At 54.7% G+C, this 26,592-nt stretch carries 16 protein-coding genes; 8 read left to right on the top strand and 8 right to left on the bottom strand.

The window, feature by feature from the left end; genetic code table 11:
- The first annotated feature begins 12 nt into the window (after positions 1-12).
- From CJ255_RS24915 to CJ255_RS13615, 6 genes are all read left to right on the top strand, one after another.
- On the top strand, positions 13-177 hold the full coding sequence (locus CJ255_RS24915; protein ID WP_500681116.1) for a DNA cytosine methyltransferase: 165 nt from the start codon (positions 13-15) through the stop codon (positions 175-177).
- A gap of 242 nt (positions 178-419) precedes the next feature.
- A complete protein-coding gene (locus CJ255_RS13635; RefSeq protein ID WP_124681939.1) occupies positions 420-746 on the top strand; it encodes a type II toxin-antitoxin system HicB family antitoxin in 327 nt (108 codons plus the stop codon).
- 230 nt (positions 747-976) lie between these two features.
- Entirely contained in the window at positions 977-1,966 is a 990-nt protein-coding gene (locus CJ255_RS22790) for a macro domain-containing protein (RefSeq protein WP_124681938.1), read from the top strand.
- Between the two features lie 445 nt (positions 1,967-2,411).
- Entirely contained in the window at positions 2,412-2,825 is a 414-nt protein-coding gene (locus CJ255_RS13625; protein WP_097644654.1) for an SAM-dependent methyltransferase, read from the top strand.
- A complete protein-coding gene (locus CJ255_RS13620) occupies positions 2,822-4,129 on the top strand; it encodes a ParA family protein (RefSeq protein WP_097644653.1) in 1,308 nt (435 codons plus the stop codon). Before CJ255_RS13625 ends, CJ255_RS13620 begins: the two co-directional genes overlap by 4 nt.
- Positions 4,126-5,562 carry a hypothetical protein gene (locus CJ255_RS13615; RefSeq protein ID WP_097644652.1) on the top strand — a complete coding sequence of 479 codons (1,437 nt, stop codon included), beginning with the start codon at positions 4,126-4,128 and terminating at the stop codon, positions 5,560-5,562. The genes CJ255_RS13620 and CJ255_RS13615 overlap by 4 nt, the downstream gene beginning before the upstream one ends.
- Before the next feature lie 81 nt (positions 5,563-5,643).
- On the opposite strand, the gene CJ255_RS13610 is transcribed toward CJ255_RS13615, so the two are convergent.
- From CJ255_RS13610 to CJ255_RS13590, 5 genes are all read right to left on the bottom strand, one after another.
- Positions 5,644-7,389, bottom strand: a complete 1,746-nt coding sequence (locus CJ255_RS13610) for a universal stress protein (RefSeq protein ID WP_165774711.1) — start codon at positions 7,387-7,389, stop codon at positions 5,644-5,646.
- A gap of 301 nt (positions 7,390-7,690) precedes the next feature.
- Positions 7,691-9,163, bottom strand: coding sequence for a circularly permuted type 2 ATP-grasp protein (locus CJ255_RS13605; RefSeq protein WP_097644657.1), 1,473 nt, complete (start codon positions 9,161-9,163; stop codon positions 7,691-7,693).
- Positions 9,164-9,466: 303 nt separating this feature from the next.
- Positions 9,467-9,718, bottom strand: a complete 252-nt coding sequence (locus CJ255_RS13600; protein WP_124681937.1) for a hypothetical protein — start codon at positions 9,716-9,718, stop codon at positions 9,467-9,469.
- Positions 9,706-10,098, bottom strand: a complete 393-nt coding sequence (locus tag CJ255_RS13595; RefSeq protein WP_097644649.1) for a hypothetical protein — start codon at positions 10,096-10,098, stop codon at positions 9,706-9,708. The genes CJ255_RS13600 and CJ255_RS13595 overlap by 13 nt, the downstream gene beginning before the upstream one ends.
- Positions 10,099-10,118: 20 nt before the next feature.
- Complete coding sequence (locus CJ255_RS13590; protein WP_097644648.1) at positions 10,119-15,674, bottom strand: DNA translocase FtsK; 5,556 nt, start codon at positions 15,672-15,674, stop codon at positions 10,119-10,121.
- A gap of 337 nt (positions 15,675-16,011) precedes the next feature.
- Between CJ255_RS13590 and CJ255_RS13585 the strand changes: the two genes are divergently transcribed.
- A complete protein-coding gene (locus tag CJ255_RS13585) occupies positions 16,012-19,269 on the top strand; it encodes an SNF2-related protein (protein WP_165774710.1) in 3,258 nt (1,085 codons plus the stop codon).
- 106 nt (positions 19,270-19,375) lie between these two features.
- Complete coding sequence (locus CJ255_RS13580; protein ID WP_097644646.1) at positions 19,376-23,224, top strand: DEAD/DEAH box helicase; 3,849 nt, start codon at positions 19,376-19,378, stop codon at positions 23,222-23,224.
- 252 nt (positions 23,225-23,476) lie between these two features.
- Here CJ255_RS13580 and CJ255_RS13575 read toward each other — a convergent pair whose 3' ends face one another.
- The 3 genes from CJ255_RS13575 to CJ255_RS13565 all read right to left on the bottom strand — a co-directional run.
- Positions 23,477-24,931 (bottom strand): hypothetical protein, encoded by a 1,455-nt coding sequence (locus CJ255_RS13575; RefSeq protein WP_217352443.1) that lies wholly within the window; start codon positions 24,929-24,931, stop codon positions 23,477-23,479.
- Between the two features lie 484 nt (positions 24,932-25,415).
- Positions 25,416-26,417, bottom strand: coding sequence for a restriction endonuclease (locus CJ255_RS13570; RefSeq protein WP_097644644.1), 1,002 nt, complete (start codon positions 26,415-26,417; stop codon positions 25,416-25,418).
- A partial coding sequence (locus tag CJ255_RS13565) for a DNA cytosine methyltransferase (protein WP_165774709.1) occupies positions 26,398-26,592 on the bottom strand: 195 nt, incomplete at its 5' end. The genes CJ255_RS13570 and CJ255_RS13565, both read right to left, overlap by 20 nt.

Raw genomic sequence — 26,592 nt, 5'->3', positions numbered from 1 at the left:
CGGCGTATCTCTATGCGCGAAGCAGCACGCATCCAATCGTTTCCTGATGAGTTCATCTTTGAAGCAAAGCTACGTGAGACCGAGCGCCAAGTGGGTAACGCAGTTCCCCCAGTGCTGGCCTGGCATTTGGCGCAAGCGGTGAGTCGCTTTTTACTTAGAAGATGCACTTTTTGTTGAATATTGGGGGTCAACATACCACCCTCGTGAGCGTATAAAGGTTTGGTTGTGCATGGCGGACATTCATGCACAAGGTTGGGTGCCTTCTGAGGTGTTGTTTCGGAAGGTGTGAACATTTTTACATTGACATCCTCACTTAACCATGCTACGTGGCACACGGTGGAGTGCCGGCTTTAGCCGGCTAAAGTCGGCACTCCACCGCGTAGCGACCGACTTTTCAGACAGCCCCTAATGAACTACCCATGACAATGTACGTATTAATTGAACCAAAAGCTGAGGGTATCTATACCGCATCTCTGATTGGCATGCCCATGATGGCTGCTCAAGGCCAATCGGAGAACGAAGCCCTCACCAAACTCCGTACACTGGTCGCTCACCGTCTCCAAGCGGCACGCATCGTCCCCCTTGAGATCGAACTGCCTGCAACAATGCACCCATGGCTAGAACATGCTGATCGCTTGAGAGCAAATCCACTTTTTGCCGAAGTACGTGAGGCAATCCAAATTCAGCGTGAGCAGGATGAAGAATATGGTAGCGGATGCGACATTGGTCACGCGCAATCAACGTGATGAACCGCCAAAGATGATAAAATCACCCCTGCTTATTGTGTCATTTGGCATAGTACTGATAGACATGGTTTTTGCTCTCTGATATTATTGACTTTATGGTGTTAAGCGCGTATACTTAAACTGTTGTCTCGACCATGAAAGGTTTGTCACAACAATGAAAAAATCTCTCGAACAAGTGAATTTAGTAGAGATACGAACAGTTTGGGGGTATAAATCATTCACTCTTTACTGTGGAGATATTACACTTATTAAAAATGAAATCGATATTTTTTTCATATCTTCATATAAAAAAATCTTACAAACCCACAAGAGGAACTGTAATTGAAAGCCTTCTCAGGAAAGGAATTAATGTTGAAGATTTGGCAAGAGATTGTTATTTGGATTTGCGTAATAAATTTCATTGTTGGGTTTCAAATCCTATTTCTACTGATCTGTGTAAACGTATCCTTTGTGTAGAGACTTCTCCTAGATCTCGCTTGGATCCTAACGTAGATGTGCATGAACGGGCAATTCGTCAATCGCTCGAAGATGCTTTTGCAGTGCTTTCGATCCTTGAAGTTCGTGGTGTGCCAGTTAAAGAATTAGTAATTCCGATGCTTGGAACTGGTAATCAAAAATACAATCCACACGCCGTAATGCAGATATTACTGGAACTCTCAACCGCCCATCTATTGCGATCGAGTGGGACACAACAGATACACTTTGTAGCTTATGAATCCCACCAAGCGCAACAGTTAACTGAAGCGATGGATGAGCATCTCGGACGAGTTAAAGTACTGCTTCCTAAAGGTGATTTAGTTGACTCTATTAAGTACGATATTGACGGGTTAATTAGGATGTTACAGCAAATGAATCCGATAAAGGTACTTGATGATTTACAACAACTTATTCTTAATGATAATGCTACCCCGCTTGGATTTGGTATCACTGGGCGCGATCTCGCTGATGCCATTGTGAATGATCTTCTTAATCTTGAAGACCAGAAAGGAGACCTGAACGGAAAAATTAGAAAGCTTCAAAAACCGAAGTACGATGTGCCGGAATGGGCCAAACAATATCTGCATGTACTTCGTACCATTGGCAATAATTTTGCCCATGGTCAAGCTGCCGCACAAAAAATGAGTACTTCACTAGGGCCACAGGATCTTGAAATTCAGCTTATATGTATTCGTCGAGTGCTTAAACTCTGGTTTGACATTCAAAGAGAAAAATCCTCTTGACAATTATTATGATCTTTTTATGTATATGTGAATGCGTATATTTAGCACTACAACGAGACCTGTTTGAGCAAGGCTTTGGGATGCCATATCTCTTTTATCGCTCAAACGTACTAACCTGCACTTTATCGCTCCAGACTGCGAAGTAGCTTGAATGTTCTCTCGTTGTAGTACTAGCGAGATAGAGGGGCAATACGTAAACCCCATGTTAAATCATGACACTTGGTTTGCCGAGGATGTCGAACCTACTAGAATTAGAGTTCAATAGTGATAACTCAAGATTTGCAGCCCTAATGAAACGGGTGTGATCAAAATCTCTAGGGCGGTGCCCTACACCCGGGCGCACCTTAGAGCTTGAGCAACATAGGGCAGCATTGAAGGAGCATATTGCTCGTTCTAGCCTCGAAAATTCGTGTTACTGATGCGGTAACCCTTTTGGAAAACAAGTATGCAAACCGATTTCTATGACGCCCATCAACGTCACTGGGATGACGCAGAGCGTCTCTTCGGTGCATCGCGCTGGGCGAATGCTGACCATTTGTATGGAATAACGGCAGAATGTGGGTTAAAGCGATTGATGCTGGCATTTGGTATGCAGACCGGAGTTCATGGGGTGCCACAAGAGCAGCATGATCGTAAACACATTGAACAGATTTGGGTTCGCTACGAGACCTATCGCTCGGGCCATGTTGCGGGCTTCAGGTATGGGTTACCTCCAAACAATCCATTCGATGACTGGAACGCATCCCAACGCTACGCTCATCAGAGCGAGTTTGAGCAAGCGCGGGTTACGCCACATCGTACTGGGGCGGATGTTGTGCGTACACTTGTGAAGAAGGCGGCCTTAGAGGGGCTGTTATGACAACGTTCGATCAGATTGTGCCGACCATCAGGAATCTTTTGCAGTCCCATGGTGATGCACTGGCTCGGCTTGGCCCGCTGATCGTCAATCGTGATCTGAACAGTCGGGTACGGCTGATCGTGGGCAAAACGACGATCCGTGATGACCCTGAGGCGATGGCGCTGCTTACAACGCTCACGCAGCAGATGACCGCGATGCTTGGCCCCCACGCCTTTCCGCCAGATCGCACGCTGCTCTTTGAGGAGCAGCTAGAATCTGTGCTTGATGGGCTGCCGAGCTTCACCCTTGATGGTCTGGATGGTATTCGCGTCGTTGACCGGCTTGCGACAGAAACTAACTGGGCTTCGATTGCTCCTCCGACAACCGGGGCGTCCAGGATCGTCTTCTTTTCAATTAAGGGTGGCGTTGGGCGTTCGACCGCACTGGCAGCTTCTGCCTGGGCGCTGGCACAACAGGGGAAGCGTGTACTCGTACTCGATCTTGATCTCGAAGCGCCGGGCCTCTCATCGGCGCTGCTGCCAAATGAGCGCCGCCTAGATTACGGTATCGCTGATTGGCTCGTTGAGGATCTGGTTGACAATGGTGATACTGTGTTTGAGCAGATGGTTGCGACGAGCACCCTCGCACATGATGGTGAAATCTATGTCGTACCGGCCCACGGACGCGATCCGGGTGAATATGTTGCGAAACTTGGACGTGTCTGGATGCCAAAGGTGAGCATCGAAGGTCGCCGTGAGGGCTGGTCGCAGCGTCTGCAACGGCTGATGAATGCGCTGGAGCAACGCTGGCAGCCAGATGTCATCTTGATCGACTCGCGTGCTGGCATCGATGAAGTTGCTTCAGCATGCGTGACTGATCTTGGGGCAAATCTGGTACTCCTGTTTGCTATTCATGCTGAACAGACCTGGACAGGATACCGTATTCTGTTTCGCCATTGGCGCAACGCTGGCGTAACCCGATCTATACGCGAACGCTTGCAACTTGTTGGCGCAATGATCCCTGAGCTTGACCATACGATATATCTCGAAAGGCTACGTGAAGAGGCGTGGGATACCTTTACTGAGGAACTCTATGACGGTGTGCCTGCTGGCGTAGTTGCCGCAGACCTGTGGAGTTTCGATAGGGCTGATGAGGCTGCGCCCCATGCTCCGTGGGCGGTACGCTGGCATCGCAACTGGGCTGCGGTGCGCTCACTCCACGGGCGCATAGAACGTGTTGATTCTACCGAGATTGATACGATTTTTGGCCCACTTATTGCTGGCATACGTGCGGTCGCTGCAAACGAGGAAGCGCCCAATCCATGAAGAATCCTCAAGACATCCGGCATGCGCTGGTAGCGGCATTGCCGTTAACGACGGCACATTATGGTGAAAATCCGGATCGTCGCTTCATGTACGTGCCACCGGCGCACACGAAGGCGTTACGTCTTGAAAGCAACCTGGTGGTTGGCGCTCGTGGCGTAGGCAAATCCTTCTGGACAGCAGCATTGAGGGCTGAGCCATTACGGCGACTGCTCGCCCAAACTGTGCGCGATTTGGAGCGCACCACTGTCCATGTCGGTTTCGCCGTCACACCGCACATTGAAGCCTTTCCTGATAGCGACGTGTTTGCGCTGTTCATGAGTCAGGGGACACCGCCCTATACTCTATGGCGTGCCGTTATCGCACGCTGGCTTGCCACGCTGACTACTGAGTTTGTGCCGAGCGAAAGCTGGGCGGCCACCGTCGCGTGGGTGCAACATAACCCTGAAGCATTGGCGCGACTCGTTCAGCATGCCAATCAGCAGCTTACGGCAGAACAGCGCCACGGGCTGATCGTCTTTGACGCGCTGGATCGTACAAGTGCCGAGTGGCAAACTATGGACAGCATTGTCCGAGAGCTCCTGAGGGTTGTGCTCTGGCTCAAGTCCTACCCTCGCTTGCATGCCAAAGTCTTTCTGCGTGAAGACCAGTTTGATCGGACGGTTACCGCTTTCCCCGATGCTTCAAAGCTCTTGGCAACAAAGACTGAGTTGACCTGGGCACCGCACGATCTCCACGGGTTGCTCTGGCAGATGCTCTGCAACGCACCGGATGGCTATGGAACGTTGTTGCGATCAATCTATGCTGCCGCAATTGGCACCCCGCCGCGAGAGGAAGATGGGGTCTGGCAACTCGCCGAGCAAGCAAAACGCGACAGTGCAAAGCAACGCGCCCTCTTTGCCGCACTAGCCGGATCATGGATGGGCAAAGACCGTCGCCGTGGCGTTCCCTATGTCTGGTCGGTGAGTCACCTGGCTGATGGCCGAGGGCGCACATCGCCCCGCTCGTTCCTAGAGGCCATTCGCGCTGCTGCTGAAGACACCACTGAACGGTATCCTGACCACACCTACGCGCTGCATTATGAAAGTATCAAGCGAGGCGTACAGAGCGCCTCACAGATTCGCGTGAGCGAACTGGCTGAGGACTACCCCTGGGTAAAGACCCTCATGGCACCTCTGTATGGCTTGACGGTCCCGTGCTCTTTCGAGATGATTGAAGCACGCTGGCTTGAACACTTCCCGCAGGGGCCAGGCGCCGCCGCATGCAATCGTCTCCCTCCGCAGCATGCCGAACTTGGTTGGGCCGGTGTGCGTGATGATGTAACGCGCCTGGGCATCTTTGAGATGATGCATGATGGCCGGATCAATATGCCCGACCTCTATCGCGTTGGCTTTGGGCTTGCGCGGCGCGGCGGGGTGAAACCGCTAGGCAATTAGCTGTTTGTTTGCGTTTCTGCTCGCCCCCTACCCTCTGTGCCTCTGTGGTGAAAAAAGTGATAAAATTCTCTGCACCTCTGCTCACCGACAGATCAACACTGGCAAGCGGCTCTCGCGCAGCACATAGTCGAGTGTACTGCCTAGCACAATCTCGAAGGCGGGACGGGCACCGTAGCAACCCATCATGATTAAGTCGGAGCGATGCTCGGCGGCGGCAGCGAGGATCGCTTCGCCAGTGGGCCGCCGGTCTAGCACGTAGCCCGCCACCACGCCCTGTTGCTCAAGGTAGTTGTGGGCGCGGATCAGGTTTTCACTCAGCCGCTCGTTATGCTCGTCGGCAGTGACAACCACCAGCGAGAGGTCGTCGCGCAGCGCGAGGTAGGCCGCAAGAATCAGCGCCTCGTGCGAGCGCGGGCCGTGATCGTAGGCCACAAGGGCGCGCTTGAGCGACGCAGGTGGCCCAGGTACGGCCAAGATGGGCTGCGGGCAGCGCTGGATCAGATCGCGCAACCCGGAGCGTAGGCGCGCTAGGGGGCGCGGTGGCGGCGGATAGGCAACATGCACCACCACCAGATCGGCCCAGCGGGCCCGTTCGCAGATCTGGCTGCCGATGTTGCCCTCTTCATAGACCAAACGACCACTCACGCCAGCCGCTGCACAGCGTTCGGCAAAGCGTTCGGCCACATCGGGCGTTGCTGGGGCAGGACTATCGCTCGCCACCACATGCAACCCACAGAGCCTGCTATCATCACGTTGGGCCAGCACCAACGCCTGATCGAGCGCATTCCAACTCTCGGGTGTCCCCGCGAGCGGCACCAGGATAGTGCGGAAGAGCCCCTGGTGGCGCTCGTCGGCATGGGTGGGCAGGTGATCGCGCCGCCAGACCCCCGGCTCGGGGCCGCCCCGCATCGTCTCGGGAATGAAGGCATCAAAGAGCCGTTCGCTGGCCCGCGCAAGGATGCGGCCAGGCCGACTGCCCCCCTCGCGGGCCAGTTCAGCCACGGCGGTATGCGTAGCCACCGGCCAACCCAGGCTCGCTTCGAGCGCCGCTTGGCGCCGGGCCACCCAGACGTAGAGGTCGGTCTCGGTGCGTTCAGGAAACTCATGCAGCAGCCCACGCGCACGAATCAACTCAACCCCCGGGACATAGACCTCGTCGTACCAGACGCACGCGGCATCTTGCAGCGTAACCGGCTGGCCACGGCGGCGCTCAAGGCGCCGGCGTTCCTGTTCGATCAGGGCACCAATAGCCTGGTGGGCACTCGGCGCAGTAGCCCGCAGATCAAGGTCGGGACGGGCCTGATCGAGGCCCGTTGCCTCCATGAGCGTCGCATACTCACCAGCAATAATCACATCATCAAGGGTCGCATCAGGGTCAAGGGTGACACGGGTACGCACCTCGGTCACGAGGGCCATCAGGTGGCTAAAGCCCAACTCACGCGCCACCGAGACGCGGTGGTTGCCATCTTTGACAAAGTAGAGCCCGCCCAGTTCATAGACCTCAATCGGAGGCAACTGGCGGTTCTCGGCCATTGCGGCGCGCACATTGGCCCAACGCGCCTCATCGGAGTCTTGGCGCGGCAGGAAGTGGCGCGTAAACTCATGGTAGCGCCCGACACTGCCGACAATCTCACTCAACGGAATCTCGCGCAGACCAGCCGAAGCCCAACCCAAGTCGCCAATGCGCTGGCGTACCTCTTCAAAATCAAGTAGGTCGTCCGGTTGACCACGCAACCATGCCAACAGATCCTCGATTAGCGCCCGGCGGCGGGCCCGCCGAAACTCATCAATTGCATCGAGGCGTCGTTGCTCTCGATCGCTCATCATTGTTTTTTCCATGAAATTAAGGGGATGGGACTGCGCCCCAGACGCATGAGGCAAAGCCTCCCGCTGGGGCTTCGGGGGAGGCGAAGCCTCCCCGAAGCGTTCTTTTTCTTTCGTGTTGGCGGCTTCGCCGCCAACACGAAAGAAAAACAGGTTTTGGGGCGCAGCCCATACGCATTACGTTAAACCCCCGGCGGGGGTTTGGGGCGTAGCCCCAACGCGGGTTTTAGGGCAGCAGCCCTAAACGTAATGCGTATGGGGGCGCAGCCCCAACAACAAGTTTTAGGGGCGTAGCCCCATCATATCAATCAAAGAGCACCCACGTATCCTTACTGCCACCGCCCTGCGAAGAATTGACCACCAGCGAGCCACGACGCAGCGCCACGCGGGTCAAACCGCCGGGCACCACGGTAATCTGGTCGCCACTGGTCAAGACATAGGGCCGCAGATCAACGTGGCGCGGATCAACGCGGCCCTCAATGAAGCAGGGGGCACGCGAGAGTTGCAGCGTTGGCTGGGCGATATAGTTGCGCGGATTGGCCGCAATGCGTGCGCGGAAACGCTCCCGTTCAGCAGCAGTGCTATGCGGGCCAATCAGCATCCCATAGCCGCCGGATTCGCCCACCGCCTTCACCACAAGCTGATCGAGGCGCTCAAACACAAAGCGCAACTGATCCGGCTCATCGCAGAGATAGGTCTCGACATTGGGCAGAATAGGCTCTTCATCAAGGTAGTACTTGATAATCCGGGGCACATAGGCATAGACCGCCTTATCATCAGCAACACCAGTGCCAACAGCATTAGCAAAGACCACATTGCCGGCGCGGTAGGCATTAAAGAGCCCAGGCACACCCAGGATCGAATCGTTACGGAAGGCGAGTGGATCGATAAAATCATCATCCACCCGGCGATAGATCACATCCACGCGGCGCAGCCCCGCCGTAGTACGCATATAGACCACATTATCGTGTACCAGCAGGTCACGCCCCTCAACCAACTCAACCCCCATTTGGCGCGCCAAGAAGGTGTGTTCAAAGTAGGCCGAGTTAAAGACACCGGGGGTAAGCACAACAATCGTCGGCTCAAGGCTTTGGTGTGGCGCTAAAGAGCGCAACGTCGTCAGCAACACCTGGCCATAGTGGTCAATTGGCTGCACACCCACATTCGCAAAGAGGCGCGGAAAGGCACGCTTCATCACCCCGCGATTGGTAAGCATATAGCTCACCCCGCTCGGCACGCGCAGATTATCCTCAAGCACCGCAAAGGTGCCCGAAGGCAAACGCACCAAATCGGTACCCACAACCGAGGTATACACCTTTTGCGGCACCGTCACCCAGCGCATCTCGCGGCGATAATGGTGGCAGGTATAGACCAACTCACGCGGAATCACCTTATCGGCTAGAATACGCGCCTCGTGGTAAATATCGTGCAAAAAGAGATTGAGCGCACGGATACGCTGCTTCAACCCCGCTTCAATCACCGCCCACTCGCGATCCGTAATAATGCGGGGCAGCAGATCATAGGGGAAGATGCGTTCGGTACCCTCATCATCCCCATAGACCGTAAAGGTAATTCCTTGGTTCAAAAACGTCAGATTAGCGAAACGCTGACGCTCCTCCAGGTCGGCGGCACTCAACTCCAAGAGACGCTGATAGAGCGGACGGTAGTGCGGACGCACCTTACCCGCCGCATCAAACATCTCATCAAAAGCATCATCAAGCGGATAGCTCGCAAAAAGCGGATTGCCGACCGCGAGGGTGCTGCGTTCGGTAAGCATAGGTGTGTCCGTGGGTACGCAGGCTTCTACCAGATCAGGGACAAACACCAGCGAGCAGAGAGCGGGCAGCACTGCCGCAGCCTCTTCATTTGCACGCTCAGGGTTAACGAGTATAGTAGCCTTAGCGTGCCATTTCGTCAAGGTCTGCATAACCTGCGGGGGCGGCTTCGCCGCCCCCGCATAGCTTTTGTGTTGCTGTTTGGCGGCGAAGCCGCCAAACAGCAACACAAAAGTGGGTTTGGGGCGTAGCCCCAACGACTTGGGCGTAGCCCTATACCTATAGACAACAGCCCCACCAGCCGATCATGCCACATGATCATCCAGATAGAAACCAGTATCTAGGCGGCCCAGTTCCGCCCGACGCTGCTGCAGCAATTCGAGCAGTTCTTGTTCTGCTTTGCCCTCATTGGTAGCAATAGCCATCAACGTGTCTATCATGTCTACAATGCGTATATCCAAAGCCTCGGTACTATCTTCTTCAATCAATCTTGAATGTTCATCAATGAGCTTTTCAAAGAGTTTCTCTGCTAATGCTTTACCAGTCAATTTTTGCACTGAAACATTGGATAGATTGTACCCAACCGGCTGATCACGAATAATTTTACCACGGGGTTGACGGAAGTCGGTAGTGTCTTGATCGCGCTTGGCGCGATTACAGCGGTAGCAGAGAGCCTGTAAGTTGCGTTCATCATCAACTGTTCACAGAGATCTTTGGCTGCTTCAACCAATTCGGCATCTGACAGATGAAAATTGAGCCGAAATGTACTACCTTTGCGCTCGTACAGAATAATGTTATGTTTCGTCAGCGTTGCTTTCGGCCAACGCATCAAAATCTTCTCGTAGTAGGCTTGGATCTGTTCATCATAGCCACTGAGGGTACGCGACAATTCACGTTTGGTCGAGACGCCGCCACGCTCTAGCAAAGGTTGCTTCACTTTTCTACTTCATCTATCCTTCATCTATCCTTCACCCACGCCTGCATCGTCACTTCGTCCATGAAAGGGGCTTGCAGGCGTAGCAGTTCGCCCGAAGGACGGCGGAAGAGCATGTCGCCCCGTCCGAGCAGATTTTCGGCCCCGCCTTGATCGAGGACGACCCGCGAGTCGTTGTTGGTTGGCACCTGGAAGGCGATGCGCGCCGGGAGGTTGGCTTTGAGCGTGCCGGTGACGACGTTGACGCTGGGCCGTTGGGTGGCCAGGATGAGGTGGATGCCGGTGGCCCGTGCAACCGCCGCGAGGCTCATGAGGTCGCGCTCGAAGCTCTCGGCATCCTTTTTGCTCTGGATGCTGAGCAGTTGCGCATATTCGTCAATCATGGCGACAATCGGCGGCAGGGCCTCTGCGGGAAAGCGCTCGTTGAACTCCTTGAGTTTCATGCTCCGTCCGCGCATGAGTTGCTGACGACGGGGCATTTCACTACGTACCAGTTCCAAGAGGGCTTCACTGGCCGCTTGGGCGTTGGTGAAGACCTGGCCGCCACGCAGATAGGCTAATCCCTCAAAGAAGCTAAAGTCGGTCTGCTTTGGGTCTACGATCAGCAACTCGACACCGCCGGGCTGGTATTGGGCCATAAGGCCAAGGAGGATGCTGCGCAGAAAGACCGATTTGCCCGAATTGGTCGCCCCAGCGACGAGCAGATGGGGGAATGTGGCGAGGTCTTCAATCTGTAGGCGGCCATCGGGCGTCTTACCAATGATAATGGGCAGTTCGCCCGGCCCCGGCCCCGGCGTCGGCAGTTCACTCAGCAGTGGTTGGAGTGGCACAAGCTCTGGCTCGCTGCGCGGGAGGTCTACGCCAACAAAGTTGGTGCCAGCCACATTATCAATGAATGGGGCGCGAATGAGCGCCAAGTCACGGGCGAGATCGACCGCCGCCGCCTGAAGCTTCTTGAGGCTCTCGCTGCCGCTGAGCCGGAATTTGAAGCGAATGACGCTCGGCCCAATATCGGCCTGCGCCGGATCAATTGGCTGCACCTGGATACCGCGCTGCCGTAAGGCCCGTTGGAGTTCACGGGCTTGGCTAGCGAGAGAGGCGGAGGCAGGGGGAGGCGGGGATGCGGGAGGCGGGGACGCGGGAGGCGGGGACGCGGGGGGCGAGGACGCGGGTGACTCAGGGTGGCCCTCACCCCCCGGCCCCCTCTCCCACGTTGTGGGAGAGGGGGGGAGGGTTGCCCCGTGTTCCTCTAGGTTGTGGCGAGGCTCAGGGTGGCCCTCACCCCCCGGCCCCCTCTCCCACGTTGTGGGAGAGGGGGGGAGGGTTGCCTCGTGTTCCTCTAGGTTGTGGCGAGGCTCAGGGTGGCCCTCACCCCCTACCCCCTTCGACAAGCTCTGGTTCGACAGGCTCACCAACCGGGCATCGCCTCTCCCACGTTGTGGGAGAGGGGCGAAGGCACCGCTGTTTTGTTGCGTTCCTTTGCGCTCTTTTGCGGCAGTGACCACATGTTCTGTCTGTCCATAAACGCTTGCGGGAGAAGGGGTCAGGGGATGAGGGTCAAAGGGTGCAGCACCTTCATCGAGCGCGGTTCCCCCTCTCCCGCAAGCGGGAGAGGGGGTCAGGGGGTGAGGGCCAAAGGATGCATCACCTTCAGATTCAATCAGGTCGCGCAAAAGTTGGCAGAGATCGTTGCGTCCGTAGTGGTGGGCGTAGATCGCTACATCGGGGGCATCGCTGGCGCGGGTGGCGACGGCGTAGGTTTGGGCTTGGTTGTTAGCACCGAGCTGTCCGTCGTAGCAGAAGGCCCAGATGTGGCCGCTCATAGCGTGGGTGAAGTTGCCTTGGTGTAGATTATCGCGCAGCAGTTCCCACAAGGGCTGCGCTGCATGAGGCACGACGATGCTGCCCACAAGCGCACGGTAGAGTTGGTCGTACCAGTAGAGCGCGTCGAGGTGCTGGTTGCCGGGGGCGAAGGCGGGGGCGAGTTGGTTGACACCGCAGCGCACCTGCTCTTCAGCGTCGCGCGCTTCGGCCTCAAAGGAGATCTGGCCGACACATTTGGCCTCAAGGATTTCGAGATGCAGGTGGAGCCCGCCGTTGGCGTTGCGCTTCACCGCGACAAAGAGCATATCGGGGAATTTCTTTTTGAACCAGTGTTCAACGTCGTCGAGCAGAATCCAGGTGGTGAGTGCGTTTGGCTGGTTGGCTGCGTAGCGCCGTTCGGTGGCGAATTTGGCAGCAACAAGGCCAATCAGTTCATTGAGGAAGGCCCCCGGCCCGGCGGCACGTAGCACGATGTCGCCCGAAACAGTGTTGGCATGGCGCACCAGTTGTTCAGCCACTTGGTCGAGGAAGGACGCTTCGGTGTTGGGCAGCAGCGCCGCAAGGCGGGCGGCGAGGCGGCGGATGACGAGCTGCTTGGTGCTTTGAGCCGAAGAGACAGTGAGGTTGTGCTGACGTTTGGCCCCTAAGCCGAGCGAGTAGCGAATCACCTCCACCTGATTTGCAAAGGCGGCTCTGAGCAGAAAACGGTCAATTGTTGGATCGTAGCAGATCACCCAGTTGAAATGCTGGTGCAATTCAGCCAACTGCATTTCCCACTCATCCAGGCTCAATTCGCGGTAGAACTGCGCTTCAGAGGTGAGCGCAAAGGGGCGGTTTATCTTTGCATGGGCCGCGTACTGACAAAGATGGAAGAGGCGCAAAACGGTGGGTTGCTGCGGCGGGGTGAGCAGGATGCGTCGGTGGAGATCCCCCTCCTGAAAGGGTTCTTGCAGTGCGCGTGCGGTAGGCAGATAGCCGGGAGCCGGCAGGTCGGGCGTAGTGCAAGGCTGCAACTCGGCGCTGATGTGTTGGCCCTTGCTGGCCAGCACATCGGCCAGAATCACGATGTCGCTATCTTCGCGCAACTGGCAGAGCCGATCGGCGGGCACCTCAAGCACCTTGAGGCTGACGGGCGGGAAGTAGGCGCCCGTGCGCTGCTCGGTGCCAGCCGCTTCATGCTTGACCCACGCGCTCACACGGCGAAAGAGGGGCGCGCCACGGTTACTGGTGTGAACCTGCACCGCGAGGCGCAACTGCCAGTTGTGGCGCTGGCTGAGGCGGGTGAGTTGCTGGACAAGCAAGCCGGGGAGGGCCGCATTGCGACACTCGAAGAGCAGCAGTTCCAGCCCATCACGCACAAAGGGGTAGGTCTCGATGTAGTCCTGCACTACCGCCGTGATGCTCTCAACCGCCCGTTGGGCCGCCAGATCGGCCTCGTCCTCGGCCAACGCCCCCGGATCGCAGCCGAGGGTCTCGTGTTCTTCGCGTTCGCGCAGGAAGAGTTCGTAGCCCTCAGTCTCCTCGGCGGGAACGAAGTGGACAGCCGGACGGCCTTCGCCCACAGCGAGCGTCAGGATCGCGGGGTTGCCACTGGAGCTATAGGTCGCAACCAGTTCGCGGCGGTAGCGCACTTCATCTACAATCTGCGTGATCACGTCTGGATTCAGCAGTTGGGCAACAACCTGGTTGAAATAGCGGGCGCGCTCGTGCCACCAGTGCAATTTGAGCGGATGCATAAGCGGCATCAGCGCCCAGTGGGGAAAGTTGGGTTGGCCAACGATCCAGGCTTGGTTGAGCAACTTAAAGCCCGCCTTCATCTCTTGGGGCGAGCGCAATTGCTCTAGGCTGGTTGCAAGGAAATCTTGGTAGGCTGTCAGCAGCATTGGCAGATCGGCAGCCAAGAGGCCGTCGGTAGCGGCAATGGCGACAAACTGGCCCCAGGCGGCTTCGAGTTGGCTCAGGCTGGCGCGTAGCGGTGCAAGGACAGTCTCGCGGGTGCGGGGAGCAAGTTGCTGCTCCAAGCGATCGCGCAGATCGCCCGGCTGCTCGAACCAGTTGCCAAAAGATTGGATCGGATGGCTGAGATCGAGGTCACCCAATTGCCCGTGGGTAGGACAAGTGTTGAAGAGCGGCACCCGCAGCCGTGGCGTCGCCGCCTGGCCCTGCGCCTGAAGTTGGGCATACTCCGACTCAAGGGCACGCATCGTCAGTGCAGCGGGGCTATCGGAACGGTAGAGCCACACCAATTCACCACGGGCCAACTCCTCGCCGCTGGCGTTCAGCACACTGAGTTTGAAACTCAACTCATACTTGGCCAGCCGCTCCTCTTCCGCTTCATCACCATCGTCGTCGGCGGCATTGGCCAGAGCCGTTTCGAGCTCCCAGAGGGGCTGCAAGTTCCATGTGAACGCGGGCATATGGCTCGTGCAACCGCCATAGAGCGTGCGTAGCGTCGCAATCGCGTGGCGCAGCGTATGCCTCTTGCCCTTGCCCTTGCCCTTCTGCTTCGGCTCATCAAGCTCATCTGGCACATGGGGATTGACATGCAATTGCGTTCCTGCCTGAAGTTGTGCTTGCAGCGGCATCAGCAATTCGACCGCCAAGGTGGTCAAGCCAACAAGCAGATCGCCATGTTTACGATGACGCTGCTTAAGCATACTCCGCAACGCATTGCGGAGCGGTCGTTCGAGGTGCGCCTCATAATCGGTGAGCAACTGGTCAATCGCCGCATCATCAGGCTCACGCCCGGCCCGCAGGTCGGCTAGGACATCCTGCACCACCTCGGCGCTCGTGGCCGCCTCTGGTTCCAAAGCCTGTGCCAACTGGGATGCAACCTGCACAAGCTTCTCATCGCGGCGCAAGCGGCTCTTGAGCGTAATGACATGCTGCATTTCGCGCCAATCAATCTGGTAGACCTGCCGACGGGCGGCATAGTCATCGCGCAGATCGCCCTCAATGAAACGCCTGATCAACTCGCGTTTCTGCTCGCGATCCATGCCGCCCATCTCATCATCAAGGGGCGCTTGGGCCAGGCGCTGCAAATAATCATTGCGGAGACGCTCCTCAAGCACCTCACTGCCAATGCGCGCCGCCTGCTTAAGTTGACGCAGCAACGTATCACCACGCGGCGTATTGAGGTGGTGCTCCAACTCAAGGCAACAGAAGAGGCCCAAATGGTGCAACGACTGCACCATAGCCCGCGCAACACCAATACCGGGCTGGCGATGGAGCAACTGGTCTACCGCCAGCAGAAACTCAGTCAGATCAGCCAACTGCGGCTCACGGTGCAGAGCGGCGCTACGGCGCACAAACTTCATCAGCAACTCACGTTCGCTCTTGGTCAACTGGTAGTTACGCAGGCACGCAGCAAGCAGTTGGGGCAGACCCTCACGCGAAAGGGAGAGTTCGGTGACGGGGAAGAGATCCTTGAGGCTCTGGGCATCGGAGGAGAGGCGATTCTGGATGAGCACAAGGGCGTGGCCCTTGGGCGGATTGTTACGATACCAGGTAGCCGAGCGACCAGGATCAACCACACACTGCTCGTGGCCCGCCACTGGATCAATACTCCGCACCTCCAGCGGCGTCTCGTGCAGGTACCAATTATGTTGGGCAAAATGATCGAGCAACTGGCGATAGACGGCATCGTGAAAGCCGGAGATGCGAAAGAAGGCACGCGCCTTGGTGCGCCCCTGGAGTTGGGCAGCGAGGTAGCCAGAGAGCGCGGTAGCGATGGTAGCGGTGGTTGTTTGGATCATGGGGTATCGGGGGGTAGGTGGTCGTTCCCTAAAGTCAATAATATCAGATAGCAAAACACATGTCTATCCTCATACGCTGCAAGATATGGCGAGACGCTGGGCTGGTAATGGCAAACTTGTAGACTTAGGTGAAGTACGCGCTTGACATGCCCATGGATAGCCGCACTGTACCCCATAAGTCACAACATTACCAATTATAGCGTAAACAAGTCGCATTTGCGCGTCTGTTCATGACTATACTGAATACATGCTCATGATAGTCTTTCAGATAATGTTTCTGGGAACCCTAGGATCGAGGGCTTCGCCCTCCCCAACCCCTCCCTTGGAGTGCAACAGCGTGGATGAACTACAGCTTATTGAGGGCGCCCTGGTCAAGCATCAGAGTTATCCGCAATGGGGCATTGGCAGCGTTGAACGGGTTGATCATGATCAAGGCGTCGCCATTATTCGCTTCTATGGCCGCGATGAAGTGATCAAACACTGCGCTCTTGGTGATCTCATACGCCATCGTTACGCACCCGGCGATCAGATCTTCGCTATCACCGAGAATTGCTTCGGTATTGTCCAGAGTGTGCAAGAGTACGATGGTGAGATGACCTACCAGACGCTCTTCGGGAACCGGCGCAAGGGCATCCCTGAGTCGAACATCCGCCCCCAAGTACTCGAACCGGATCTCTTCGATCTACTGTGCGAGGGGGTTAGCGTTGATAGTCACCGCTTCCTGCTGGCATTGCAGGCGCGGCATCTCAAGTACGCTTATCGTTACGATCAGCTTGCCTGCCTCTCGAATGCTCGGATCGAACTCCTACCCCATCAGGTCTTCGTCACCGACAAGGTGCTCCGCGACTATCCCCACCGTTTTCTGCTTGCCGACGAGGTTGGTCTGGGCAAGACGATTGAGGCCGGACTGATCTTGAAGGAGTTGCGGGCCAGGGGTGCGGCCCAACGCGTGCTGATCATCGCTCCCGCTGGTCTGGTCTCCCAGTGGGTTGACGAGTTACGCAGCAAATTCAATGAGATCTTTACACGAATTGACAGCACCAATCTGAGCGCACATATTGCCTTTTGTGGCGGTGATGTTGAGCAGGTCTGGCGTAGTCACAACTCGATTGTGACGTCGCTGCACATGCTGCGTAGCAACGAGCGCCATCTCGAACCACTCTTGACTCAGGAGTGGGATCTGGTGATCTTTGATGAAGCGCACCATTTGCGCCGCTCACTCGAAGGGCGACGGAACGCTGGCGCAAGTGACCTTGACGGGCGCAAAATCTCAGCGGCCTACCGCATGGCCCAACGCTTCCAGAAGCGCACAACTTCACTTCTGCTTCTCACGGCGACACCGCTACAGCTTCACGCCTATGAGCTTTTCTCGTTGATCGAGCTTCTCGACCCCACCCTCTTCCCAACCTTCCACGACTTTGATCAATATCGCACCAAGATCCCTCAGTTCAACCGGGCCGCCGATCGGCTTGATCGCTACCACGAACTTGATGATGCCGAGCGTTTTGCACTGGCCAAGGATCTTGCCGCCCTGACAGCGAGTGAGCGATCCAAAGAGCAACCGGTGAATATGTATGTGGCTCTAGAAAGCCCTGAAGGTCGTGAGCAGTACAAGGCCCGCCTTGCCGACGCCCACTACCTGACGCGGGTACTCATCCGCAATCGCAAACGGATCATCTTCGATGACCTCCAACCACGTCGCGCCCGCGTACGGCGCGTGACGTACTCCGATGCTGAATGGGAGGCCTACCACGCTGTCACGGCCTATCTTCAGGAGTGGTACAACATTGCGCTTCGTGATCGGAACAATGCGCTTGGCTTTCTCATGGTTACCTACCGCAAGATCCTGACAAGTAGTAGTTACGCTTTGCGTAGGTCGTTTCTGCGACGCATCGAGCGACTACAAGCTATCAAGCGTGCGGGCAACCTGGTGCGACAGCGTACAACGGGTGAACTCCCAGAAGACGAGGCCGAAGAGTTGGACCTGCTGCTCGATCGCTACGGTGAAGCTGTTGCGATCTCGGATCCGAACTTTATTGACCTAGAGATCAACCAGCTTCACGCTCTCGCGGCAAAACTGGCGAAGATCGCGCTCGATGCCAAGGCGAGCGGGCTAATGACCGAACTTGCTGAGATTCTCCACGACCCAAACGAGAAGGTTCTTATCTTCACCCAGTTCACCGAGACGTTGTCCTATCTGCATAAGCTCCTCGATCCGTTGTACCAGGTCTGCGTCTTTTCTGGCGCGATGAGCGCTCCAGATAAAGACAAAGCTATTGACGATTTTCGTGAGACATGCCAGATCATGATCGCCACGGAGGCCGCCGGCGAAGGGCGCAATCTCCAGTTCTGCCACATCATGGTCAACTACGATCTGCCATGGAATCCCATGCGAATTGAACAGCGTATTGGTCGCGTCGATCGTATTGGTCAGAAGTCACCGGTGCAGATTATTAACCTGTCGATTGCCGATACGCTGGAGGAGCGGGTGCTTCAGGTGCTGCATGAGCGCATAAACATCTTCGAGTCGATCGTAGGCGCCCTCGATCCAATTCTCGAGAGCATTGAGCAAGATGTTCGTGACTTCATGTTTGACAGCGATGGCGATCCCGCTACACGCATGCGACAGTTTGAGCAACAAGTCAGTGATCGGGTACATCAGGTCGAGCAGATGGAAGCACGGCTCGCCGATATGCTCTTGGATGCCAGCAGCTTTCGCCGCGACCGTGCCGATGCGCTTCTGGGCCGGAGACCGGCCTTCACGAGTGACGATGTGTGTCGGTTTATGAAGCAGTACCTCACATTTGCTGGGGGCGTTGTGCGCGAACGGGCTGAGGGCATCTTTGACCTGACCATCCCGCCGAAGATGAGCGTTGGCATGCGTGATGGCCTGAAGGATAGCTATCACGTTACCTTCGATGCCCAGATTGCCCAGCGTCAGGATCGGTTGGACTTTGTGGCCTTCGGGCATCCCGTGCTTGATCGCGTCGTTGATCTCTGCCTTGATGAGTCCTTTGACGGACGTATTGGCTATGTGACGCTTTGCAGCACTGAGTTTGCTCCTCAACAGGTCATCATTTCCTTCTACGAGTTTACTTTTGAAGGCATACGACCACATCGCCAGATCCAGGCCGTTGCTACCTCCATTGCTGGTCAGATACTCCCTGATCTTGCGGCGCGTGCGCTCGATCTGTTGGCATATGCGGAACCAACCGAAGTGACGAGTAAGCATCACGGACTCTCTGACACGGCAGTTGATCATTGTCGCAGCGTGATCGAGGCAGAAGCCGCACGGGCACGGATGCGCGAGCAACAGGTACAGGAGGGCGCGAACCGCCGCGAATATGAGCATACCGTAAGCAAGCTTCAGCGCTACTACGCGGCCAACATCCTCTCACGAACCCGCGATATGGAGCGGCTCGATCGCCTCGCCGCAGAACAGCAGCAGAGCAATGATCCAAAGGAACGCCGAATCGCCCCCGCAACCCAAGGGCGCGCTGCTGCCGCCCGGCGTGAACGTGAGGCTCTCGAAGCCGAACGTAATCTTCGCCTCGGTAACCTCAGTCGAAAACGATCAGTCTTCGCCTCAGAATAACTATTGGCCTTGGCCTATGTAACCATCGTTACTCCGACTATGAAAGACGACGCCAATTCCAACATTTAATCAATCATCATACCTCGATCTGATTCTTGACGCCCGTGTGCGCCACCAGCGCCATGGTCTTGGGATTGTTGATCGGATCGATGCCAGACAGGTGACCGTGGCGTTTGACAGTGGCCAGCAGCAGACCTTCGGGTGTTGCGATCAGGATCTCTGTCGCGCTGCTTGGCCGGTTGGTGCCCTGGTGATGGTGCGCCACAAAGGGCTGGTGGGCAAGGTGCTGAATGTGATAACCAGTAGTGATCTCTACCAGTACATGGTGCAACTCTCGATCTCTGGTGATACCGTGACCGTCGCTGAAGGTGGCTTGGCCGATTACGATTATGGCCCTCAGATGGTTGACGACCCGCTAGAGGGGCTGGTCAAGCAGCAGTTTGAGCACCCGGAGCTCTTCTACGCTCGCACCGCCGCACACTACCTGGCATGTTCGCGTCAGACCCTGGTGAGCAGTGGGGCTACGGCCCGCATCGACCCGCTCCCGCACCAGATCTTCGTGGGCCAGCGGGTCGTCACGGCCCCGCGGCCACGCTTTCTCCTAGCCGATGAAGTTGGCCTGGGCAAGACGATTGAAGCTGGCCTTGTCATTCAAGAGCTACGAGCGCGTGGCGCACTGCGCCGAGTGCTCGTGATCGTACCCGCAAACCTCACCTTTCAGTGGTGTACCGAGTTAGAGCAGAAGTTCAACGAGCGCTTCACTGTGTATGATGCGAGTGTACTCCGTGAGTTGCGTAATCAGGCACCACGAAGCAACCCCTGGCTGCTCAGAGACAACATTATTCTCTCTCACGGCGTTATTGAGCATAACGAACGCCTCTGGGATGAGATCGTCAACCTCCCGTGGGATCTCGTCGTCGTAGATGAGGCGCATCACGCACGGCGACGACAGACAAGCGGCGACCGCCGTGAGACAACTAGACTCTATCGTTTTGTGAGTCGCCTGAGTGAGCGCACCCGTGGACTCCTGCTCCTGACCGCCACGCCGATGCAGCTTCAAACTTTCGAACTCTTCTCCCTCGTCGAACTGCTCGACTGTGGTCTGTTCCAGAACTATGAGCACTTCGAGCGCCAGCGCCAGGTGAATCGCCATATCAACGAACTGATGAAGGCACTCGATCATTGCGATCAGGCCGGTGGGACACACAGCCCGGAGCTTGCTGCGCGTCTGCGTACACAACTGCCGAAAGAGCACCACGATCTCGTAGCGCAACTCGGCACCTCTGCCGCCGCACGCCAGCGGCTCACTCAATTGCTCGCCGAGCGCCACCTGCTTAGCGAAGTCATGATTCGCAACCGCAAGCGGGTGATTGGGAAGTTCACCAACCGCCAGCCGCACATCATCCCGGTTACGCTGAGTCCTGAGGAGCGCGCCCTCTATACTGCCGTGACCGCCTACGTGCGTGATTCCTACAGCCAACTCGACCGGCGTCGCCGTGGCGTGGTCGGATTCCTCCTAGTCGCCTACCAGCGCCGCATGACGAGCTGCACCTATGCATTGCGGGTGACAATCGAGCGGCGTCTGCAAAAACTACAGGCCGCCATGAGCGAACTTGAGGCGTTGCCGGCATGGAGTGAGGATGAGGATCTGGATGAAATCCTCAATCGCACGGATCAGGTTGCCTTCGGCACGGATCCGGCAGCAATCATGATCGAGCGCCGCAGCCTCGAGGAGTTGCGCCGCCTTGCGGCATCTGTCGAAACGGATACCAAGTTTGTCGCTTTCAGTCACTTCCTTTATGAACTGTTCCGCCGTAACCCTACGGAGCAGGTACTTATCTTCACGCAGTTCTACGATACGCTCCACTATCTTCAGGGCCAACTCCGCAGCCGTTGGCGCGTGGGCACATTTCATGGATCGCTGAACCCCAAAGAGAAAGACTACGCGATTAATCAATTCCGTAGCGGTGCCACCCAGATCCTCATTTCGACCGAGGCTGGCGGTGAAGGGCGTAACCTCCAGTTTTGCGCCGTCTTGGTCAACTACGATCTGCCGTGGAATCCGATGAAGATTGAGCAGCGCATCGGGCGTATAGACCGCATCGGGCAGAGGCGAGACGTGCTGATTTGCAACTTTGCCCAGCAGGGTACGGTTGAGGACCGGGTGCTCGATATGCTTTCGCAGCGCATCCACATCTTCGAGGAGACGGTGGGTGGTCTGGATCCGATTCTGGGCGAGCTTGAGTCAGATATCCAGAAGATCGTGCTAGAAACGCCGCTCGATCAGCTCGATGCAGCCCTCGAACGTAGAGCAGCCCAACTTGAACGCGACACCGAGCAAGCGCGACAGATTGAAGAGGCTCAACGCGACTTTGTGGTTGATCTACGCAGCTTCAACCAACAGACTCAGGTCGTGTTTGACAAAGAGGAGCAGCATCGTCTCCTAGAGGTGATGCAAAACTGGAGCAGGCTGATGCTCAAGCAGGTTGGTGCCCAGGTCGAACTCCAGGATGATGGCTCACTCACGGTCAAACTAGGGAAGGCCAGCGGTGGCATCTTGCCCGAGGTGCGCCAGCGATACTTTGAGATCACCTTTGACTACCAACAGGCGCTGGAGAACCCGGAATTTGAGTATGGCTCGTTTGGACATCCCCTCTTTGATGCGTTGATTGCCTATGGCACATCCGAGACGTTTGCGCGTGGTGCTGTGACGCAGCGCACGATTCGGAGTGATGCACACGAAGCTTTCACAGGATTCCAGTTCAACTTCATCATCGAAGAGCGGTCGGTGCATACGACACGATCGCTAGTTGTTATTGCGATTGATGACGAGGGAAGCTATCGTCCGGAGATCACGAACCTGCTGCTGGAAAGCAGGGAGTGGGAGCAGCCGACATCGGGAATAACTGGCAGCGAGAGTGCCAACTGGGCCGAACGAGTGGAGCGGGCCCACGCGCAGACCCAAGTAATCCTCAAGAGTGCCGACTGGGCCGAACGAGTGGAGCGGGCCCACGATCAGGCCCAAATAGTCCTCAATCGCCTGCTCAGAGAGCGTCGTACACGTCGTAAAGCCGAGTATGAGCCGCTACTTCAGGCAGAAGAGCAGCGCATCAACCGCTACTGCGCTACACGCCTCCACTCAGGCCAGGAGAAGCTAGCGCACGATCGAGCGATTCTGCAACGCCTCCAGCAATCGCACCGTGAAGAAGATCGTAAAGTCATCCCGATCTGGAAGCGGAACGTCGAGAACGCCGAAGCCTACCTTCGCACGATCGCGGAGGAGCATGAGACGCAACTGAAGGAATTGGCGAACCGTCGGCAGGTGACCCATAGCTCAAACCTGCTGAACGCGGCACGGATCAGCGTCATCGCCACCGTTAGGCCGCATACGGTTGCAGTGCGCTGCACTGAAACCGATAGCCTGTCGGTTGCAGTGGACAACTCGGTGGCGGTTCCAGCGCGAAAGCCGAGGGCGAAACGGGCAGCGATAGAGCGCGATTCAGGGTCGGCAGCGCGTCGAACCAAGGTTGCGGCAGTAGAAAAGCCAGCGGAGTCGGAGCCTAAAACGATTACGTCAACGAAAAAACCTGACAAGCTAGAGCGTGATACAGGGTCAAAAGCGCGTCGAACCAAGGTTGCGGCAGTAGAAAAGCCAACGAAGTCGGAGCCTAAAACGATTGAGTCAACAGAAAAACCTGCCACACCAACAGACGGATCGATTACCATGAATAGGTCTACAGGGGACGATGTTACTCCATATGCACCTGCAAGTGCAAGCCCGCCGCCCCCATCTCCGGCAGCACCACCAAAGAGAACAGTATCTACACGCCCACCGCTCTCCGACATACCAGTAAACGATCCCGGCAGTAATGAAAGCGGCCCGGATATTAAGGAAAAAATGAATCTAAAAGGTGTGGTAAAATTCATCAAGAAGAGTTTGCGTAAGCTCTTCTGATGTACAAAATCCACGTTGGTGGGCCATAGTCACTATGCTCCTTATCCAACGTCGAACCCGCAGTTATGTCGAAACAGGGTCGAGTACGGTAGCACAACAGGATTATAGCTTCGCCAAGGAGACCAATGATCTGCGAGGATTTAATAAAGGCGCAAGGCCATAACGATGTATGCGCAAACTCTCAACCGGGTTAAAGCGATACCACGGCTGTCATTTACAAAAGTCAATTCAGAAGCAACTAACTAACAAATCCTATTTCTTAGATACAGGTAGATTTATTTTATACTCTATCCCAATAGCCTTTTCTCTTTGGTTGACAAAGTAATCATTGTTAAAGGAATATATATCAATTCTGTCTTCCAATATGACATGTAAATAATTCTCATACTGGACAGATCTGGGAAAGACACGCCACCTTGTCATAGGTCCTTGAATGAAATGTGTATTCCCGCTGCTTTCAATCACATGTAAACCATCCCCTGTCTCTATTATTACCCCAAAATATGAAATGCCACCGGATACAACCTGTTCTGTGCCGTTACTAAAGCCTAAGTCAAATAACCCAAGTACTTCAAATGCAGTCTTGTCATCTGAGGTGAGATTCCCTTGTTTAAAACGAACTGCTTCCAACCCTGTTGAGCTTACGCGATACATTTTTTCTTGTCTTCCCCAACTTAAACCTATTTCGAATTTTTGCTGACCAAATATCCTTGCTTCTTCCATGATTCCACTGAATTGTCGTGTGTATTTTGGTCTAACACCCTCGATATCTTCAAATTGATCGTCTCGCTGCCAATAGAAAGCAGCTAAATAGCTCGGTTCCATATCAGAGGAACCATAAATACTGGTAAATGCCCAATTTGCAAACAAGGTATGTCGCGAGGATAATTGTTTTGGTTGATGTTCGTGTCGGAATTGGTATTCAAATAAACCGTCATTACCTGCAGCAATGGCAATAGCTCTAGCACCAACTTGTATGGATGTACCTATTCCTTCCCATAATTTATCAGCTTTATGGTTTATTTTCTTCTTGTTTTTTTTGGGCTTGTGCGTTTCAGCACTAAACAAGCCACTCTCGGTGATAGCAAAGATTTGATCATTGTAAATCGCACTGTCATCATGTATTATAGCAAATGGGCTTTCCTGTTCACCCATTAGATAATGTGTTAAATAAGGCCTGGAAAACACTAGTTCCCGTTGCGATGCAGCATGAAATTTTGCCTCTATTACTTGTTTGATGTCTTCATCGCCAAAAAGTAATTGTGAAACATCAGTTGGTTGGTAAAGTAAGTCGCCTCTTGAAAATGCACAAGTAAAGGGCAGCGTAAGATAGGGAGTGTCTACGATGCTCTTGATGAGCTTTTCCCAATCATACACGTAGACGACATTATCTATATCCCAGAGATAAAGTGGAGAAACACCAAGGATATATGGTTTCTTTTCGACAACATAGAGCGACCAAAGAGATGACTTCCCTGAGGACAACCAATCACACCTGTATCCAAACTCAAAAACAGCGAGTTCCAATTCAAGACTAATGATCCATTGTGATTTTTCTCCTGTTCCATCTCTGTGATCTACCTTAAATACGTAATTCTCTCCAATGGAAGTTGGTGTAATACGGTCTAATTGCAATGCCATAGGATTATCCTTTTGGTTGCTGGTACAATGGTCTCTGGCGAGTACAGGAGCCGCTAACTTGATCAAAGCTAAGTCCATTATAAGTCATTCTCTGGACAACGCCAAACAGTGTGCAGGCATAGGGCGCAGGCATGATTTGCCAGAGATTTGAGCGCCCTTCGCAGAGCGATGCGGTGATGACCAATGCCGAGGCAAGTGGCACCGTCTGGCTAAAATCGCGTTGATTGCGCGTAACTAAATGTCGCATCCGCTTGGAGAGCAATAGCAGCAATACGTAGATCTTGTGAACCAACACAAATTTTCCAACCTTATTCTCGTACTAAGGGATGGCCTTGCTATAGCAGACTTAGGCAATTATTGTCAAGAATAAATTGAATCATACTTCTTTACCATATTCTTCGTCCTGCTCACGCTGAATTTGGATTGCCTCACGTACTTCGGCAAGAAGCGGATTTGCGCTCAAGCGATCGGCATGTTCTAGCCATGGGTGCATTGTTGCATGCAGTTCGATCTCAAGAGGAACTAAGTGAGGATGTCAATGTAAAAATGTTCACACCTTCCGAAACAACACCTCAGAAGGCACCCAACCCTGTGCATGAATGTCCGCCATGCACAACCAGACCTTTATACGCTCACGAGGGTGGTATGTTGAACCCCAATATTCAACAAAAAGTGCGTCTTCTAAACGCATAGCTGCGTCATACATTTCATGTTCAATATCTTGTAATGCTCTCTGTATATATATTCCACCACGTTCTTCATTTGATCGCAAAGCAACACTTCCAGCAGAGAAGAGATCTCGGGCTTGGTGACAGATTACTCCATGGTAGGTAAGAATATAGAGAACTGCATCATCGTATTTGTTTCTAGTACGGGAAGGACTGACAACTTTTGGCGAAAGGATTGCAGCTTCAGCGCGTAGCCTGCGTTTTTCTTCGTGCGAAAGGCTGGTATAGAGACGTACTTCTAATGGTAATGAATGTTCAGGTTCGGGTTGATCTTCAAGCCACCAGAGGCGTTCGCCCGGCTTGAGGCGTGATCGTGCATATCTACGAATATACTTCATCTTTTCTTCGACTGATAGTTGGCTAAATACCTTATACGTAATGCCCATCTCTTTGAATAACGAACGCTTAGGATTTATTTCAACCTCAAAACGCGGCACATGGGTGGTTCTCACATGAATGACGCTCTCATCATAGCTTGCCCACTTTACTTCAGGCGTACCTCCCATCTTGCCAAATACAATATATATGAAAACAATATCATTATTTCTCGTAGATTCAACAATACTGTTTGCCACACTGCGCCATGTATTGTGCAGAGTAAACTTTACTTCAACACCAAATTTCCCGACAGCAATATCGGGAAAAGCATGGGGATGTGGACTAAAATCAACCTCTACACCGTGTGTACCCACAAATGAGATAATGATTTGACGAACACGCTGTTCAAACTCTTTAGCTGACGTAAAGATACCATGTGAGGCAAGCTCGGTGTTCAAGTTGGCAACAACCTGATCTAATAGTTTTTCAAATTCTCGCTGTTCCATAAACTACGTTCCTAGATCTATCTAAAAAGCGACTCACCGCTTGCGCCAAATGCCAGGCCAGCACTGGGGGAACCGCGTTACCCACTTGGCGCTCCGTTTCACGTAGCTTTGCTTCAAAGATGAACTCATCAGGAAACGATTGGATGCGTGCTGCTTCGCGCATAGAGATACGCCG

Source organism: Candidatus Viridilinea mediisalina, assembly GCF_002532535.1.
In the GTDB taxonomy this organism is placed as follows: Bacteria; Chloroflexota; Chloroflexia; order Chloroflexales; family Chloroflexaceae; genus Viridilinea; species Viridilinea mediisalina.
The sequence above is the reverse complement of the archived record's forward strand: the minus strand, read 5'-3'. Positions and strand labels throughout refer to the sequence as shown.

Coding starts and splice junctions, on each gene's coding strand:
- CJ255_RS24915 (WP_500681116.1), top strand. CDS start 13: ATGCGCGAAGCAGCACGCATCCAATCGTTTCCTGATGAGTTCATCTTT.
- CJ255_RS13635 (WP_124681939.1), top strand. CDS start 420: ATGACAATGTACGTATTAATTGAACCAAAAGCTGAGGGTATCTATACC.
- CJ255_RS13625 (WP_097644654.1), top strand. CDS start 2,412: ATGCAAACCGATTTCTATGACGCCCATCAACGTCACTGGGATGACGCA.
- CJ255_RS13620 (WP_097644653.1), top strand. CDS start 2,822: ATGACAACGTTCGATCAGATTGTGCCGACCATCAGGAATCTTTTGCAG.
- CJ255_RS13615 (WP_097644652.1), top strand. CDS start 4,126: ATGAAGAATCCTCAAGACATCCGGCATGCGCTGGTAGCGGCATTGCCG.
- CJ255_RS13610 (WP_165774711.1), bottom strand. CDS start 7,389: ATGATGAGCGATCGAGAGCAACGACGCCTCGATGCAATTGATGAGTTT.
- CJ255_RS13605 (WP_097644657.1), bottom strand. CDS start 9,163: ATGCTTACCGAACGCAGCACCCTCGCGGTCGGCAATCCGCTTTTTGCG.
- CJ255_RS13590 (WP_097644648.1), bottom strand. CDS start 15,674: ATGATCCAAACAACCACCGCTACCATCGCTACCGCGCTCTCTGGCTAC.
- CJ255_RS13570 (WP_097644644.1), bottom strand. CDS start 26,417: ATGGAACAGCGAGAATTTGAAAAACTATTAGATCAGGTTGTTGCCAAC.